The 17,249-nt window shown below is 34.6% G+C and carries 13 protein-coding genes; 4 read left to right on the forward strand and 9 right to left on the reverse strand.

The window, feature by feature from the left end; translation table 11 throughout:
* Positions 1–96: 96 nt before the first annotated feature.
* From BBI01_RS10315 to BBI01_RS10350, 7 genes are all read right to left on the reverse strand, one after another.
* On the reverse strand, positions 97–285 hold the full coding sequence (locus tag BBI01_RS10315) for a type II toxin-antitoxin system antitoxin (protein WP_065394577.1): 189 nt from the start codon (positions 283–285) through the stop codon (positions 97–99).
* A gap of 59 nt (positions 286–344) precedes the next feature.
* A complete protein-coding gene (locus BBI01_RS10320) occupies positions 345–1,211 on the reverse strand; it encodes an SPFH domain-containing protein (RefSeq protein WP_065394578.1) in 867 nt (288 codons plus the stop codon).
* Between the two features lie 427 nt (positions 1,212–1,638).
* A complete protein-coding gene (locus BBI01_RS10330) occupies positions 1,639–4,914 on the reverse strand; it encodes a cytochrome c biogenesis protein CcsA (RefSeq protein ID WP_065394580.1) in 3,276 nt (1,091 codons plus the stop codon).
* Between the two features lie 533 nt (positions 4,915–5,447).
* On the reverse strand, positions 5,448–6,026 hold the full coding sequence (locus tag BBI01_RS10335; protein WP_065394581.1) for a Crp/Fnr family transcriptional regulator: 579 nt from the start codon (positions 6,024–6,026) through the stop codon (positions 5,448–5,450).
* A gap of 69 nt (positions 6,027–6,095) precedes the next feature.
* Positions 6,096–6,740, reverse strand: a complete 645-nt coding sequence (locus tag BBI01_RS10340; RefSeq protein WP_083190072.1) for a cysteine hydrolase family protein — start codon at positions 6,738–6,740, stop codon at positions 6,096–6,098.
* Positions 6,741–6,860: 120 nt separating this feature from the next.
* Positions 6,861–7,361, reverse strand: coding sequence for a hypothetical protein (locus BBI01_RS10345; protein WP_065394582.1), 501 nt, complete (start codon positions 7,359–7,361; stop codon positions 6,861–6,863).
* Between the two features lie 24 nt (positions 7,362–7,385).
* The gene (locus tag BBI01_RS10350) at positions 7,386–9,071 is read right to left on the reverse strand and encodes a DUF8202 domain-containing protein (protein ID WP_065394583.1); all 1,686 of its coding nucleotides are present in this window, start codon (positions 9,069–9,071) and stop codon (positions 7,386–7,388) included.
* Between the two features lie 621 nt (positions 9,072–9,692).
* On the opposite strand from BBI01_RS10350, the gene BBI01_RS10355 reads away from it, so the two are divergent.
* From BBI01_RS10355 to BBI01_RS10370, 4 genes are all read left to right on the forward strand, one after another.
* Positions 9,693–12,284, forward strand: coding sequence for an FtsK/SpoIIIE family DNA translocase (locus BBI01_RS10355; protein WP_065394584.1), 2,592 nt, complete (start codon positions 9,693–9,695; stop codon positions 12,282–12,284).
* A gap of 197 nt (positions 12,285–12,481) precedes the next feature.
* The gene (locus BBI01_RS10360; protein ID WP_065394585.1) at positions 12,482–12,964 is read left to right on the forward strand and encodes a hypothetical protein; all 483 of its coding nucleotides are present in this window, start codon (positions 12,482–12,484) and stop codon (positions 12,962–12,964) included.
* A 106-nt stretch (positions 12,965–13,070) separates the two neighbouring features.
* On the forward strand, positions 13,071–13,718 hold the full coding sequence (gene lolA1 / locus BBI01_RS10365; protein ID WP_065394586.1) for an outer membrane lipoprotein periplasmic chaperone LolA1: 648 nt from the start codon (positions 13,071–13,073) through the stop codon (positions 13,716–13,718).
* A 108-nt stretch (positions 13,719–13,826) separates the two neighbouring features.
* Entirely contained in the window at positions 13,827–15,284 is a 1,458-nt protein-coding gene (locus BBI01_RS10370; protein ID WP_065394587.1) for an LptF/LptG family permease, read from the forward strand.
* A 60-nt stretch (positions 15,285–15,344) separates the two neighbouring features.
* Here the strand turns inward: BBI01_RS10370 and BBI01_RS10375 are convergent, their stop codons facing one another.
* Positions 15,345–16,406 carry a 3-oxoacyl-ACP synthase III family protein gene (locus BBI01_RS10375; RefSeq protein WP_065394588.1) on the reverse strand — a complete coding sequence of 354 codons (1,062 nt, stop codon included), beginning with the start codon at positions 16,404–16,406 and terminating at the stop codon, positions 15,345–15,347.
* Positions 16,407–16,600: 194 nt separating this feature from the next.
* Positions 16,601–17,155, reverse strand: a complete 555-nt coding sequence (gene frr, locus BBI01_RS10380; protein ID WP_065394589.1) for a ribosome recycling factor — start codon at positions 17,153–17,155, stop codon at positions 16,601–16,603.
* Between the last annotated feature and the right edge of the window lie 94 nt (positions 17,156–17,249).

Consider the following 17,249-nt stretch of genomic DNA (forward strand, 5'->3'; position numbering starts at 1 on the left):
TGCATTTTATATAATTTGAAATTTGGTAAAAACAAATTATTTTGATGTCTGAATCTTCCGAAAACGCCTTTTAATCCTTAAAATTTGTCTTCCTAATCACTCTTTCTTTTTTCTTCCTGAATTGACAAGGCTCTGATGCAGCAGGTATTCAATCTGACCGTTTACACTTCTGAACTCATCATTTGCCCATTTTTCGAGGAGTTTATAGGTAGACTCATCTATCCTTATAACAAAGGATTTCTTCCCTTTGTTTTCCGAAGTGTTCTGAGCTTTTTCTGATTTCATCTTTTAAGTTTAAAAATTTAAATACGTTTACTTTCGCATTCAAATATTGATTATTATTCTTAATTATAAAGTGTTCCGGCATTCAATATTGGTGTCGCAGCTTTTTCACCACAAAGAACCACCATTAGATTGCTCACCATTGCTGCTTTTCTTTCGTCATCAAGTTCTACAATGTTTTCTTCAGAAAGTTTTTTCAGCGCAAGGTCTACCATTCCTACAGCTCCCTCAACAATTTTTGTTCTCGCTGCTACAATTGCGGTAGCCTGTTGTCTCTGAAGCATCGCTCCTGCAATCTCTGATGCATATGCCAGATGAGAGATTCTTGCCTCCTGAATAACAATTCCAGCTTTAGAAAGACGGTCTGTAAGCTCCTGTTCCAAAATAGAATTGATCTTATCACCTCCTTCTCTCAAAGTAATCGGTGCATGATCGTCTTCCAGGTTATCGTAAGGAAAACTCATTGCCAAATGACGTACCGCAGCTTCACTCTGCATTCTTACAAAGTCTGAATAGCGCTCTACATCAAAAGCAGCTTTATAAGTATCTCCTACTTTCCATACCATTACTACGGCAATTTCGATCGGATTTCCCATTTTATCATTTACTTTCAAGGTCTGTCCCTGTAAGTTTTCTGAACGTAAAGACATTTTCTGAGATGAATACAATGGGTTGATAAAAAACAATCCGTTATCTTTTACAGTACCTACATACTTTCCGAAGAAGTTCAATACTCTTGAATGATTAGGCTGAATAATCATTAAGCCTTTTAAGAAGAAGCATGAAAGTAAAAAGCAAAGCATAGCTAATACAACAAACGTAACGCTTTGGTCAACTCCTGAAATGAAGAAGTATACTGCAGCAACAAAGAGAACCAGGCAAATTACTAAGGTAAGATAACCTGACATAGGTTTTAATGTTTTTTCCATGATTGAATTTTTAATTTGATATTATTTTGATATCATAAAGATAATAGTAAATTTTGGATTTTGAATGATAAATTTTGATTTTTTGATGAAGCTGAATTTTGGAATTTGTGCAACAAGGTCTATGATTTTAATTCTTTACAGTGATTACGAGTTGAGATTAAAAGTTATAAACGCTATGTTCGCTAAGAATTTATGGATTATAATGAAAAAGATCGCAGAGGCGTTTCACTCAGCTAGGAAGAATATACGTTGCTGAACGAAAATTAAAAGCATATCATTTCCCTTGCGAACCTACCGTTAAAAATAACCTCATAAATACACCTTTATTATTCCATTATTCTCTCTAATTGGCATAAATAATCTTTCACTTTTGGCAAAAAAAATCCCGGAAGTGAATTCCGGGATTTTGATTTATATGTATAACGTTTTATTTCTTCGTTAAAGTTTTAAACTTGAAATAAGAAACGGCTGCTAACGTAATCATTGTAGCAATTCCGATGTATACCCAAGCTGGTACTGGTACCGGATCTCCTGCTGCATAAGAGTGAAGTCCGCTCAGGTAGTAGTTTACCCCAAAATAGGTCATTACCATTGAACAGAAAGCGAACATTGTTGCTACGTGGAACGCCCATCTGCTTCTTAATCCCGGAACTAATCTCATGTGTAAAACAAAAGCATATACCATGATGGAGATGAAAGCCCAAGTTTCTTTTGGATCCCAGCTCCAGTATCTACCCCAAGATTCGTTTGCCCAGATACCTCCAAGGAAGTTACCTACCGTTAAGGCAAAAAGACCGATTGTCAAAGACATTTCAGAAACAATAACTAATTCCTTCAAAGTAGTATCGTGGTGAATCTTATAAGTATCCTTGTTGGAAATAATATAGAACACTAATGATAATACAGCTATAATCATTGATAATGCAAAGAATCCATAACTTGATGTGATAATTGCTACGTGAACAATTAACCAGTAAGATTTCAATACAGGAACAAGCGGCGTAATCTGTGGATCAAGCGCTGAACCTCCGTGTGCAAATCCCATCATGATAACAGCTACCATAAATCCTGATGCAGGAATTAATGCGTTTGAGTTTTTATAAAGAACCAAACCTGCTGTAATACCTACCCAAGAGATAAAGATAATCGCTTCATAACCGTTACTCCAAGGAGCGTGTCCTGAAATATACCATCTTGCTACAAGACCAAGGAAGTGGAATAAATATCCTACTAAACCGATTGCAATAATTACTTTAATAGCTTTATTTAATGCTTTCTTCGGTTTGAATAATTCTACAAAACCTAAAAGTAAAATAAGACCTCCGATAATAGTATAGAAAATCAATAGTTTAAAATTGATATCCGCCTTATTCATGAATACTTCAAGATCTATTTTAGATTGATCAGGAACTACTGCTTTCCCCCATTTTCTCTGATATTCTGAAAGCTTTGCCAATTCAGCATCAGCTTTACTCCAATCACCAGATCTTTGTGCACCGATAACATTGGCAAAATAAGGTCCCATTACTTGCTGAGATTCCATGTCCGGTTCAAATTTTTGATCCAGCCAAGAGTGCCAAGTGTGGTTCGCATCATTTTTCACAGGAACAATTCTCAGGAACTGACCGCTGAAAAACTCATTGAAAATCTGAACTCTTTCATTCAGTTTAATTACCTGTTTGTCATACTCAGACTGATCTGCTGGTTTTTTAGCAAAAGCAGCATTGTAATCTCTTTCCAGAACATAAGTTAACATTCCTGTTTTCTTATCAACCGGGAAAAGATTTAATAAAGAAGTATACCCTTCCTCATTAGCTTTGGTTTTTTCAAGAAGTGCTTTTCCTCCTTTTTCGCCAACACTGATTAAAGGAACGGATGTCCAGCTTTCAGTATCTGTATTGATAGAAAGGAACCACTGGTTAGCATCCAGAGATTTTCCATCTGTACCTTTGAAACGATCGTGCTTATAAAGTTTTCTTAAAACCTCTAAAGCCTGAGTATTCATTGGAACAATTCTTCCTTCAAAGTTCTGAACTAAAAGGTATCCGAATTTCTCTGCGTGTTCCTTATTAATTTTATTTCTTGCAATAATTTCATCTGGTGAAATAGTTCTCATTTTCCCCATTGGAGAAGCTAATGAGTTCTGTCTTATCTCACTATCCTGATTTGTCTGAGCTGCGGGAGCTGGGGCTGCGTGTGTATGCCCGTCACCTTCTACATGTACATGTTCTCTGCTTCCGTCTGTTGTTCCGTGAGTTTCAATTTTTTGTGCATTTAACCCTAAGCTTAAAAACACTAAAAGTACTGCAGCCGCTTTCTTTTTATTAGCGTCTTTCAACATTTTATTTAACTTCCAGAAGTGTGTTCCTTTCCAGAAGAAAATCACAAACATTCCTAAGAATAATAGTCCGTATCCGATATAAGAGATCAAAGTTCCCCAATAGTCATGGTTTACAGATAATACAGTACCCATTCTGTCCGGATCAAAGCTTGACTGGAAGAAACGGTATCCTTTATAGTTTAGAACGTGGTTCATATAGATTTTATAAGGAGTTTCTTTCCCTTCGTCAACGATTTTTACGTGACTTTCATAAGCACTTGGAGAGTTACTTCCCGGATAAGTTTCCATAACGAAATCATCCAGTTTTAATGCAAATGGTGTATTGTAAACCTTTGGTCCGTATCCAACCATAATGTTTAATCCGTCCATTGTAATTTGCTTGTAAGCATTTGGGTTTCCTCTTTCAACAGAAAGATCTACCAATTGCTTTGTTTTTGGACCTTGCAGCTCAATCTGAAGCATATCCGGCACGTTAGCGTCTTTCTTTCTGTCGCCTTCAATTGCCATCAATTTTCCTTTTTTAAGCCCTTCAGGAATTACAAGCTTTAATTCATTGATTGTATATAAACTTCTCAATGCCAAAGGTTGGAATTCATCTTTCACAGTACTTCCCGTAGCCTGAGTTGCCATGGTCATGTAACTTGCATCTACCGGAGTTTTGATGAATAGTTTACCCCCTTCGTTTTTGAATTCAACAGCACCATCGATAGCTCTGTTGAAAGTTACCAAAGTTCCGTTGATTGATTTTGTCTCTCCGGCTTTGATGTAAATGTTTTGTCTTCCGGTTTTTCCTGTTGAAACCAGGTGAAGATATTCAGTTCCGTTAGATTCAGCCAACAAGCTGTCTTTTTTTCTCTGAATATATTCCTTCGCGAAAATTTTCACTTCTTTCCCGTGAAAGTCGTAAGTAGCATTCAGGTCTTTATGCAACGGAGACATTAGATAAGGAATATCCTGATAATTAAGAACATCACCCTTTTCTTCGATCTGAATTTTAAGGAAATTTTTATCAGTTACAATCTCGTTAGACGTCTCACCTTCTCTGATATGCATCTGTCCTTCAAAACTGATGTATCTTGTGATGGCACCACCGATAAAAATAAAAATAAAGGCAAGGTGAAAAACTAAAACTGGCCACTTTTCTTTTTTCCAAAGTCTATATCTTCCGATATTTCCTATGAAGTTGATAATAAGCAGCACCATGATGAGTTCAAACCATTTTGCCTCATAAATTAATGCTTTTGCTGTAGGAGTTCCGTAGTCGTTTTCTAAGAACGTTGCATAAGCCATTGCAAATGCGTACACCAGCAACAATACAGCCATTGTCCTGGTTGAGATAATAATATCTTGGAGCTTCTTCATGATATGATATATACTTGACATGCAAAAATAAGGATGATAAACCACAAAGTGCTGAAAAAAAGCTGTTTTTTGTCATTTTGGAGCCCGTTTCAGTTATTTTGAATCATTCTTAATAACATTAGAGTTATTGGGAAAAATTCAATTTTTAAAACCGGGAAAATACAGATTTATAATACCTATATTGGTGATTGAGAACTTCTATTTCAAAAATCCAATTTAATTTAAAACAAATTGAAAATCAACAAAATAAAAACAAGTGTTTAATTTTAGAATAGAAAAAAAATTTTGATATTATTTTATCTCGTTTAAAAAAACAACTTTTGAGTAGTTTAAATATACAACCAACTGCTTTTTAGTGATTGAAAAAAAGACAGATAAAATGTATTTCATCCTGTAAATTTCACTCATCAACAAAAACTAATGAACAAATTCAATCACAAAAAACAAATCAATAAACATTTTACTTAAAAATAATTCTAGTTCAAGCCTTTAAAAGCGTAAAACTTTAATCAATATGCGTAAAAATTAGTTTATTATCGTAACGACATCTTTTTCCTTATCTTACTTAAAAACTCATGGGTAATCCCAAGATAAGAAGCAACCTGCTGCTGGGTAAGTTTCTGTTCTAATCCGGGATATTTCTGAAGAAATTCCAAATAGCGTTTATCAGCTGTTTTACCCGTCAAGGATAAAACTCTTCTCTGTAATGCTACCGACGATTGTTGGTTCATGATTCTGAAAAGCTTTTCAATCTGTGGCATTGTTCCGTACAGATTTTCTTTATCTTTTTTTGAAATCATTAATACCTCACTGTCGTAAAGTGCTTCAATATTCAATATGCTTGGAACATGATTGATGAGGCTGTCTATATCCGTGATCCACCACCCTTCAACCGCAAAGTAAAGAGTTTGCTCAAAACCATTTTCATTAAGATAATAAACTTTGAAACATCCGCTCAAAACAAACCCTTCAAAAAGACAATAATCTCCTTCTTTAAGAACAGTCTCTTTTTTTCCAAAGCTTTTCAACTGAAACGGAACGGTAAACTTTCTGAATTCCTCTTCTGAAAGATCAATATATCTGCTGATGTTTTTGTAAAGTAGTTCGAACATGATTTCATTTAACAAAATAAAGATACCAATATTACTGATATCTTTATTTTTGATGATGTTGTATTACTCTTATTGTCTGTTTAAAAATTCGGACGTACTTACAATATTTGCGTAAAGATTCCCCAATGCTGATATTCCTGCTAAAAAAGATTTCTGTACATCAGCAGCTTTCACAATTTTTCCATCAAACTCTCTGTCTCTTGTAGCAGTAGCATCTCCGATAATTGTGTTATTGAAACCGAAATCAAAAGCTGCTCTTGTAGTAGATTCTACACAAACATCAGTCATCATTCCCGTAATGACCAGGTTTTTAATATTCATGGATTGAAGATATTTCAAAAGCTCAGTTTCCCTAAAACTATTGGGAAAATGTTTTACGATAACTTTTTCGTCTCCAACAGGTGAAACTAAAGGATGAATTTCTGCTCCCGAAGTTTCAGGTAAAAAGAAAGCAGCTCCTTCATTAGCTGAAATATGCTTGACATGAACAACAGGTAATTTATTTCTTCTAAAATACTCCAATATCTGCTGAACATTTTTGCCTGCTTTTTCGGATCCTTCCAAGATCATTTTCCCTCCCGGAAAGTAATCATTTTGTACATCGATAATTAATAATGCTGTGTTTTCCATTTTCTTTTTTTGTTGTGCGTTGATTTGTACCATTGATAATAAAATAAGAACTAAAGTCAGAATGCGTCTAAATATATTTTTCATTGATTAAACTTTATGAGACAAAATTATAAAGCATCCTATTCTTAACCTTTGAACTAGTTCAAAAAATCATCACCAATAAAAAAACCGAAGAATATGTCTTCGGTTTCAATTTTATAGTATTTATTTCCAATAGCTCCATTTTAATCCATCAAATACAGCCATCGTTTTGCTTACTGTATCATAACAGATCATACCCGGATATGGACTTTTAACGTTAATGTGAGGATTTGCTATTTTAGGTAATATTAAAGCTTTATCAGGTGACTCCAACACTAACACACCAGGAACTGTTGTCGCGGAATTCCCAATAATGACTCTATTGGGTCCGGATACTTCAGCATTGGTATTGAAAGTAGCATTATTAATAGAACCCGAATCACTAAGGGCTACCCAGCCAGAATTATCTTTCACCTTTATTATTTTATCGTTTTTATCCATAAGAATAGTTCCAGCTACTGCATCATTAGACAGCGTTTCTACTATCGGAAGCATAATTCCATTAGTAGTATTAGGCGCAAAATCAAGAATTCCATCTCCATCTATAGATTCTTTTCCTATACCAACTTGAGCACAAACAAGTCCTGATGAAAGAAATCCTATAAGTAATATTATATTTTTCATTGTCTTATTTTTTAATGTAAACAGTTAATCATTGCAAGATCTCACAATGCAATTCCATGAAGTTCCATTATAAAGTTTGATACAATTATCGGCAGTATCAAAGATCAACATCCCTTCTACAGGAAGCGCTATATTAGCTTCTGTAGTTCTTGTAATAACAAATCCTTTATTGGTAGATTCAAGAGCAATGAATCCATTTGGGATAATTGCCGGCCAATTGGGCTGTAATCCTGTATGACCTGTAATTCCGAATTTTGTTATGCTATTAGGTGTTCCTGTCGCAGGATCTTTAGTACAATACGTCTGAAGATTGTTTCCAAAGGTAAAATACTGATTGTTTGGAAATGAATAATTAAATATAGCTTTGCCATTTACAAAACTTGTGGCAGGAATCATCTGTACATTTTGTGTAAAACCAGAATCATCCGCTACCATCATAAATATTTTATCTGTAGGTAGTATTTCAGTATATCTTGAAAGATCGGCTTGCAACCATAATAAACCTGTATCATTTGTTTTCTGAGCGAACCATTTTCTTTGAATTATTTTCCCGGAAGTACCATAATTAACCAAAGGAAGTGCCTGTTCATTATTATCTCCCGTTACCAGAAAAGTTTTATCCTGAGCAAAAGGAGTTCTGCCAGCATCAGCGTTTGGTGAGATGAAATTATTAGTCGTAGCCAATGTAAGCATAATATTATTTTCATCATTAATACTATTACTTACTTTTTGGTTTAAAACCGACATATCATCTCGCGCTATCCCAAAGATATTATTGTTGAAAGTAATATTCAAACTGGAATCCCATGTTGCTACCTCTTCTGAGTTCAGGTAATTCTGAGGTTGCTGCAAAGTGATTCCATACTTAATAGCCAGATAAGAATTCACCCGCTGCCGTTCCACAGGAGTCTGTATTTCCGAATATAGAATAAACTCTCCTATTCTGTCTCCTGCAAGAGAAGTGGAACCTGATCCTCCGTCATTATCCATCAAAAGAACCATTCCCGGATAATTATTAAGGGAAGACACATTATTCGAAGGACCACCATAAACAAGACCATTATTATCAAAAAAATATTTTACATCAGCACCCACTATAGAGTTATAGTATGATTGAATACTGGGAACATCACTTCCTACCGTATTCATGATATCTGTTCCAAAAAAAACATCCCCAAATTCTTTTTCATTATAAAATTCAGGGCGATTTGTTCTCGTTCCAAAAAAAGGAGATTGCCATACTCCGGCAACATCGGTAGGATTTGAGCTCTGAGCAGTTCCGTTCATAACAAAAACAGTTCTATAGGTAGCGGATGCTGTTCTGGTAAGATGAGTATATGAGGTAAGTGACTTTGTCGTATTATCAGGAAAACCTGAAGGAAATTTATATCCGGATCTATATCCATTAGTACTTACAATTTCTATGGCTGGATTAAAATTGAAACTAGGGATGGATGTTGCAGAACGATAAATAGGTTTTGCCCCCACTCCCGGATCAGCATAATAGCCTGGCATTCCCTGATTGGCAATTCCGTTTACGCCTCCTGTTTTTTGATTTTCCCATATCGAAACCTGTGTATTGTCTGTTGAAGTACCTGTACCGGCATCGGCTTTCACCCATATCTGCAGATTGCCGGAAACACCACCCGGAGATTGTGCCCATAGTGTACAATTACCCAACAAGAACACAAAGAATAGCTGTTTTCTCATTGATGTATTTTTAATGTTTATAATCCGTTTCAACTTAGGCAATTCAAATAAAGAAATGCCAAATTGCAAAGAAAAGTGGAATATGGAAATTGATTAAAAAAGCAAAATGAATAAAGTTCTTTCATATAATGTACAATACCTGCCAAAATGGTAGAAAAGCACAATTAAAAACGATATTCACTTTATTATGAATTACAAAGATATAATATATTTATTTAATCCAATTACAACAATACACTCAATAACGTTAATATTTTTCACTTTTTTAATCAAAAACAGAATTAATCATCAACAACAAGCAAAATCAAATTTTATAGTATTAACCCCAACACCCAAATAAGATAATTTTATTTCTTTTAAATATATTTTAATCTAAAAATTATTCACCTTACTAAACTATATATTAAAAAAATAAAAGCCAATTAATATAAATTAACAGCACAGTATTTGGATAAACAAAAAAAATAACCTTATTTTTATTTCAGCCAATAGTATAAGACAAAATATTCTTTAATTAGTTCTAAATAATTGTAGTAAAAAGCGGCGATTATAAAATGTTTTTTGAGAAAAAAAGATTCCTTTTGGTATCGAAAAAACATTAAATTTGCCACATTGATATTTATGGATAAAAAGACACAAAAAAAAACGACTGAATCGCCTGAAAAAGGCAGAATTTTATCTAAGCCACGTATATTTTTCGGGCTTACTTTAATACTTTTCTCTGCTGTACTTGCCCTCTCTTTTATTTCCTATCTAATGAATTGGAAAGCTGATCAAAGCCAGGCAGGAACTATGCTGGATAAGACTATCAAATCCTCAAACATTTTCGGTAAAGCCGGAGACTGGTTTGGGAATATCTTCATATTCGAAAGCATCGGTATTGCCTCATTTATTATCGCATTTCTGTTTTTAGTAGTAGGAACTCTAGTTCTTAAGAAGAAAACCTTCAAGCCATGGAAAACAATTGGACATTCCCTGTTTTTCATTTGCTGGTTTCCTATTTTCATGGGCGCTCTTACAAAAGGACAAGGTGTACTTGGAGGAGTTTACGGATATCAGATCATGGATTATCTGAATGCTATTATCGGAACAGCAGGTTTATGGACGGTATTAGCAGCAAGCATCCTTTTATATTTTATTCTTGAATTCAATCTTCGTCCAAGCTCTATCAAGGCAAAGCTGGATAAAATCAACGAAAGCACTATCGGAAAAGTAAAATCCATGATGCCGGATTCCAATGAAGATTTTGAAGCAGATGAAGAATTAAAAGAAGAAGCAGAAGAAACGGAAACAGAGGACGAAACTATTCCTAATGTTACAGTAAGTGAAGTTACCAATACGCCTTCCAATACTACAATTAATAAAGTTAAAGAACCTGAAGCGGTAAATATTCCAAAAGGATTCCCTGAGGTACAGGCATCAACTAATATAGAAACAATTACAACTCCTAATCACACTTCATTTGATGATGAGCCTAAAGAAGTTTCTCAGCCTGTAAGCCTGAATCTTTCAACAAAGCCAATTGTTCCGGTTTCTACTCCTGAAGAAGCATTCGACATCAGACCTTCCACTCCGGCTCCCGTAGCTCCGGCTGCATCTGCGGTGAAGGAAGAAATCAAATTTAATGTAGAAGTAGCTCCGGTAATTGATATTTTAGATGATTCAGATAAGAAGTCTCAGGAATTGGTTGAAAAACACGGTTTATACGATCACAAACTAGATCTTGCCAATTTCCAGATGCCGCCTGTTGAGCTTCTTAAAGATTACGGTAGTGAAGAAATTTCTATTAACAAGGAAGAATTAGAAGAAAATAAAAACAAAATCGTTGGATTACTAAAGAATTTCAATGTAGGAATTGCAGAGATCAAAGCAACCATTGGTCCTACAGTTACTTTATATGAAATTGTTCCGGAAGCAGGAATCAGAGTGGCTGCCATCAAAAAATTACAGGATGACATTGCTTTGAACCTTTCAGCTTTAGGAATCAGAATTATTGCACCAATGCCAGGGAAAGGAACCATTGGTATTGAAGTTCCGAGAAAAAATCCTACCATGGTTTCTATGCGTTCTGTAATTGCTTCACAGAAATTCCAGAATACAGATATGGATCTTCCGGTAGTTTTCGGAAAAACAATTTCCAATGAAATCTTCATGGCAGACCTTTCAAAAATGCCTCACTTGCTGATGGCAGGAGCAACGGGACAAGGTAAATCTGTAGGGATTAATGCCATCCTTACTTCCCTACTCTACAAGAAACACCCAAGCGAATTAAAATTCGTAATGGTGGATCCGAAAAAAGTAGAACTTTCTTTATATTCAAAAATTGAAAGACATTATTTAGCTAAATTACCAGATGCTGAAGAAGCAATCATCACAGATACCAACAAAGTAATCAATACACTGAACTCATTGTGTATTGAGATGGATACCAGATATGACCTTCTTAAAAATGCATTCTGTAAAAACCTGAAAGAATACAACAAAAAGTTTGCAGAAAGAAAATTAAATCCTGAGAACGGACATCGTTTTCTTCCTTATATTGTATTGGTAGTAGACGAATTTGCAGATTTGATCATGACCGCAGGAAAAGAAGTTGAATTACCAATTGCCAGACTGGCACAGCTGGCAAGAGCCGTAGGAATTCACTTAATTGTTGCTACACAAAGACCATCTGTAAACGTAATCACAGGTATGATTAAAGCAAACTTCCCTGCAAGAGCTGCCTTTAGAGTAATTTCAAGTGTAGACTCAAGAACAATCCTTGATTCTCCTGGAGCAGATCAACTTATTGGTAAAGGAGATATGCTTTATTTCAACGGTAATGAGATTCTAAGACTTCAGTGTGCTTTTGTGGATACCCCGGAAGTGGAAAGGCTTGCAGAATTCATCGGAGAACAAAAAGGATATTCTTCAGCGTTCATCCTACCTGAATATGTTTCGGAAGACGCCAACAGTTCTTCTGTAGGTGCTTTTGATCCTAATGAAAAGGACGCATTATTTGAAGAAGCTGCAAGAATCATTGTTTCTACACAACAAGGGTCTACTTCAATGCTTCAGAGACAATTGAAATTAGGATATAACAGAGCTGGAAGAATCATGGATCAGCTGGAAGCTAGTGGTATTGTGGGAGGATTTAATGGAGCTAAAGCAAGAGAGGTTCTGATCAGCGATTTACATTCTTTGGAACAGTTTCTTGAAGATTTAAGAGGCTAATCCAGCATAAAAAATTATTAATATAAAAAATCCCGGGCATATTTCTTCAAATATGCCCGAGTAATATAAAATCATATTCAATTCAAAAATAATCATGAAAATTTCAACGATAACTAATATTCTTCCAGAAAACTTTGATGAGTATATTGAAAGAACGGAAGTAAGATAATTCATAAAACAATAACCATAAAACTTATATGAGAAAATTATTATTGGGGTTATTCCTCACTTCAGTTACTGTTTGCCTCTCAGCTCAGAATTCCTCTTCAAAAAGCATTAATAAGGACTATTATAAAGATAAAACACTCATTTTTAATTATAATACCTCAAGTGTTGAAAATTTTAATGTAGAAGGTCCTCATGCAGGAATGTTTATTCAGCCCGATGTAAAAAAAACATTTGAAGAAGCAGTTTCTGAAATGGCAAAAGAAACCAAAATCAATTTAATTAATAGTGTTGATTCAGGTTCAGATCATATAGATTCAAAAATACTGGATATTACATGGCAGTTCCAACTTTTTAGTGCGGAGCTAACCACCAAAGTAAATTTTAATGTCAACAACCAGAATTATATGAGTACCGGAAGTTTTAAAAACATGGGTGGAGGTTCTGAAAGAAAAAATCTCAAAAAAGCTTTAAAAAATTCAATTTATAATTTTTTACTTGAGTATCAAAAATAAGTTTTTTTTGGAACACTTTTTGGAAGAACAGCATTAATAAAGGGAAAAGCTCGATTGCTTTAACCTTGAAAGTTTAAAATTATCTAAAGATTATTAAATAAGAAAAATGAAAAATATTATTTCAAAAGTTATATTAGGAAGTTTTGTTGTAGGTGCAGTAGGAATGACAAGTGCGCAGAAAATAGATGCAAAAGCGAAAAAGATATTGGATGATATTACCGCTAACTACAAATCCAAAAAGAATTCCTACTTCAAATTTTCTTTTGGAAGCGGGCTGAACGGGCAGGTAAACAAAACAGAACCTGGTATTTATTATACGGCAGGAGAAAAGTATAAACTAAAGATCATGGATACAGAACAGATCTTTGACGGTAATAAAATATACAACATCAACGCTGATGACATGGAAGTTACCATTGCAAAACCTAACGGAAGTGCAACTATGTTCTCCCCTATCAATTATCTTTCCACTTACAGAAATGAGTATAATGTAACGTATAATGGTAAGAAAACAGTAAATGGTGTAAACGCTGATTTTATTAAATTGACTCCGGTAAAAGCCAACGGAATCCAATATGTTTATATTTTCGTAGACTCTGCGAAGAAACAAATGGTAAAGCTTGAGCAGCATGGAAGTAACAAAGATGTTGCTGTAATTGCTATTAAAGAATACAAGGAAAATCAGGACTTAGATCCTAATATGTTTGTTTTTGATAAAAATAAGTTTAAAAACTACGTAATTACTGAACTTTAAAAGCTGTAAATCAAAAAGGTAAATCTGCCTTTCTTTGATTTCGCTTCAGAATAAAAATAAGAAAATATAAAAGCCGCAAGTTTGCGGCTTTTTGATTAATTTTGGCGCATGTTAAAAATACTAGATCGATATATCATAAAAACCTTCTTTGGACCGTTTTTCTTTATATTCAGCGTATTGTTTTTCATTTTTATTGTAAACATTATCTGGGTTCAAATGGGACAGTTTATGGGAAAAGGATTGAGCTATTGGCAAATCCTTAAACTTCTTTTTTACCTTGGGGTAAATGTTATCAGTATGGTTCTTCCGCTTACAATCCTTTTGGCGAGCATTATGTCATTCGGAGAATTCGGAGAGCGTTATGAACTCGCAGCTATGAAAGCAGCAGGTATTCCTTTAACCAGAGTAATGACTCCTTTATTGGGAATTGCTACGGCACTTGCTATCATGTTGTTTTTCTTCTCCAATAATATCATCCCGGACTTTCAGAAAAAGGCAAAAAACATGTTATTCAACATTGCCCAGACGAAGCCGGCAATTAACTTTACCCCTGGACAGTTCATTGATCAGATTCCGGGATATATGGTAAAGTTTGATAAAATTTATGGAGAAAACGGTGAAAATATTGAAGGAGTATTTGTTCACAGAAAAGCCAGCATTTATGAAAACCAACGAACTGTTGTAGCTGAAAAAGGAAAATTCGTGCCTGCAGCCAACAAGAACTTTCTTAAGCTTGTTTTACATAACGGTTATGTATTTGAAGATGCCATCGAAGGTAAGGGTGATAATGTAAGACAAAAACAGCCTGACCAATCTATTAAATTTGATACTCTAGTGAATCACTTTGACATCAGTGAAATCATTAATAAAGCTATCGAGAAGGAACAGATTACGGACGATTTCCGTTTTGAAACCTATAATCAGCTGAACAAAACAATTGACAGAAGTAAAAAAGAAAACGAACTCTTTTTTAAAAATGTAGGAAACGAAGTTTTAAGCCAGACAAGTTCTACCATTCCTTATATGGATACGCCTAACAAACCTAAGGTAGCAGCAAAACAACAAATAAAACTGGATACAGTAAAAGGTGATAAAAAGCTTGAGCTTATTTACAATTCTTACAACAGGCTGGAGACAATGAAAAGCACGTTGGAATCTAAAAAGAATGAGTTCAGTTCTAATGTAAAGTATTTTAGTAAAGTTGTCATTCACCAGCAGAGAATGATTTCCTATTCTGTAACCTGTATTATTTTCTTCCTGATCGGAGCAAGTTTAGGTTCCATCATCAGAAAAGGAGGAATGGGTCTTCCGGTAATTATAGCAATCGTTATTTTCATCATCTTCTATGTAATGAATGTAGCAGTAGAAAACATGTCATGGAGCGGAAAAATGAACCCGTATCTGGCAGCATGGGCACCTAACTTCATTCTCTTCCCTTTTGGAGTATGGATGACGTATAAAGCACTTACAGACTCACAATTGTTTGATGCGGAAAAATACAAAACACTATTCAAGCCTATTACAAAAAGATTCTCAAAAAGTAAAGAACACAAGAGATATCAGTAATTACACAATAAAGAAAGCCTCCAGATTTGGAGGCTTTTATTTTTATTTAAACAAATATGATTAAAACTGATAAACAAAGGCATTGATATTCATTCCCGCACCTACAGAAGCAAACAGAGCGATATCACCCTTATTAATCTCATGATGCTCCAATTCACCCTTTAAAATCATAGCTAATAAAGAAGGGATTGTGGCAACACTACTGTTACCAAGCTTATGGATTACCATCGGCATAATGTTTTCAGGAACCGGAGTATTATACAACTGATAAAACCTATTGACAATCGCCTCATCCATCTTTTCATTTGCCTGATGAATGATAATTTTATTTAATTGTTCTATAGAATAGCCGCTATTATCCAAACATTTCTTCATGGCGTCGGGAACATTCAGTAAAGCAAACTCGTAGATCTTTCTTCCATCCATCTTAATATATCGGGTATCCGGGCATCTTTCATTATTGTAAGATTTCCCAAAATACAAGTAGTCTTTTTCTGTGAATGTATAAGAAGCAGACAAATGAGATTTTATTCCAGCCCCATCATCATTACTCACTTCCAGAACTGCCGCCCCTGCTCCATCCGCATAGATCATACTATCCCTGTCATGAATATCTACAACCCGCGAAAGAGTTTCTGCACCTACTACCAGACAACGCTTAGCAATACCAGATTTGATAAATGCATTCGCCTGTATTACGCCTTCAATCCAGCCGGGACATCCAAATAAAACATCGTATGCCACACAAAAATTATTACGAATTCCCAATAAATACTTTACTCTTGCAGCAAGGCTGGGAACCATATCAGACTGAACAGTTCCAAAACGAACATCTCCAAAGTTGTGTGCAAATATAATATAGTCCAACGTTTCAGGATCTATTCCTGCATTATCTATTGCTGCCTTAGCCGCAATCAATCCTAAATCTGAAGTAACCTGCGTATTCTGAGCGTATCTTCTTTCCTCAATACCTGTTATTTTCTTTAATTTTTCTGTAATAGAAGCATTATTTTCTTTTAATAAAACGCCTTGCTCATTCAGGAAGACATGTTGATCAAAAAACAGATTTGTTATCGTTTCTGACGGGATGTAATTTCCTACACCAATAATTTTAGTTATCATTTTTATGCTTTTTCCCTGTTCTTACATTTTGCAGGAATAATTGATAAATATAACGATAATACACATCAATATATTATAACAAACAGACTTAATACGGTAATTTTTTAAACAATTTCTCCAATTTATCTTTTATACAAAAAAAAGAGGACTCCAAAATAGGAATCCTCTTTTTAATATTTTCAAAAAACTGAAAATTATACTTTCATAATTTCAGCCTCTTTTGTCTTAAGATGCTCGTCGCAAAGCTTTACATACTTATCTGTATAAGTCTGGATTTCTTCTTCCACTCCTTTTACAACATCTTCAGAAACTCCGTCAAGTTTTTTAAGTTCTTTCAAACCATCCTGTCTCGCGTTTCTTACTACGATTTTAGTTTGTTCAGTTTCACTTTTAGCTTGTTTTGCTAAATCTCTTCTTCTTTCCTCTGTTAAAGGTGGTACATTAAGAATAATATTTTCCCCATTATTAGAAGGTGCAAAACCTAAGTTTGAGTTGATGATCGCTTTTTCAATAGCATTAATCGCTGTTCTGTCCCAAGGTTGAATAGAGATGGTCATTGCATCTGGAATAGAAACGTTCGCAACCTGATTAATAGGAGTCATCGCTCCGTAGTATTCAACCATTACATCCTGAACCATTGATGTAGAGGCACGCCCCGCTCTGATTCTTTGAAATGCATGATCAAGGTGCTTTACAGCTGCGTCCATGTCCTGTTTTACAGATTCTAATATTAAATCTAATTCTTCCATTATTATAGTATAGTTTGATAAATTACACATTAGTTATAAATGATGATTGATAAACAATAAATGATGAGTAATCATATAAGCAATGAGTCATATT

The organism is Chryseobacterium artocarpi (assembly GCF_001684975.1).
Classification (GTDB): domain Bacteria; phylum Bacteroidota; class Bacteroidia; order Flavobacteriales; family Weeksellaceae; genus Chryseobacterium; species Chryseobacterium artocarpi.

Excerpts from the sequence above, each read along its gene's own strand:
- BBI01_RS10315 (WP_065394577.1), bottom strand. The coding sequence starts at position 285 with ATGAAATCAGAAAAAGCTCAGAACACTTCGGAAAACAAAGGGAAGAAA.
- BBI01_RS10320 (WP_065394578.1), bottom strand. The coding sequence starts at position 1,211 with ATGGAAAAAACATTAAAACCTATGTCAGGTTATCTTACCTTAGTAATT.
- BBI01_RS10330 (WP_065394580.1), bottom strand. The coding sequence starts at position 4,914 with ATGAAGAAGCTCCAAGATATTATTATCTCAACCAGGACAATGGCTGTA.
- BBI01_RS10335 (WP_065394581.1), bottom strand. The coding sequence starts at position 6,026 with ATGTTCGAACTACTTTACAAAAACATCAGCAGATATATTGATCTTTCA.
- BBI01_RS10340 (WP_083190072.1), bottom strand. The coding sequence starts at position 6,740 with ATGAAAAATATATTTAGACGCATTCTGACTTTAGTTCTTATTTTATTA.
- BBI01_RS10345 (WP_065394582.1), bottom strand. The coding sequence starts at position 7,361 with ATGAAAAATATAATATTACTTATAGGATTTCTTTCATCAGGACTTGTT.
- BBI01_RS10350 (WP_065394583.1), bottom strand. The coding sequence starts at position 9,071 with ATGAGAAAACAGCTATTCTTTGTGTTCTTGTTGGGTAATTGTACACTA.
- BBI01_RS10355 (WP_065394584.1), top strand. The coding sequence starts at position 9,693 with ATGGATAAAAAGACACAAAAAAAAACGACTGAATCGCCTGAAAAAGGC.
- BBI01_RS10360 (WP_065394585.1), top strand. The coding sequence starts at position 12,482 with ATGAGAAAATTATTATTGGGGTTATTCCTCACTTCAGTTACTGTTTGC.
- lolA1 (WP_065394586.1), top strand. The coding sequence starts at position 13,071 with ATGAAAAATATTATTTCAAAAGTTATATTAGGAAGTTTTGTTGTAGGT.
- BBI01_RS10370 (WP_065394587.1), top strand. The coding sequence starts at position 13,827 with ATGTTAAAAATACTAGATCGATATATCATAAAAACCTTCTTTGGACCG.
- BBI01_RS10375 (WP_065394588.1), bottom strand. The coding sequence starts at position 16,406 with ATGATAACTAAAATTATTGGTGTAGGAAATTACATCCCGTCAGAAACG.
- frr (WP_065394589.1), bottom strand. The coding sequence starts at position 17,155 with ATGGAAGAATTAGATTTAATATTAGAATCTGTAAAACAGGACATGGAC.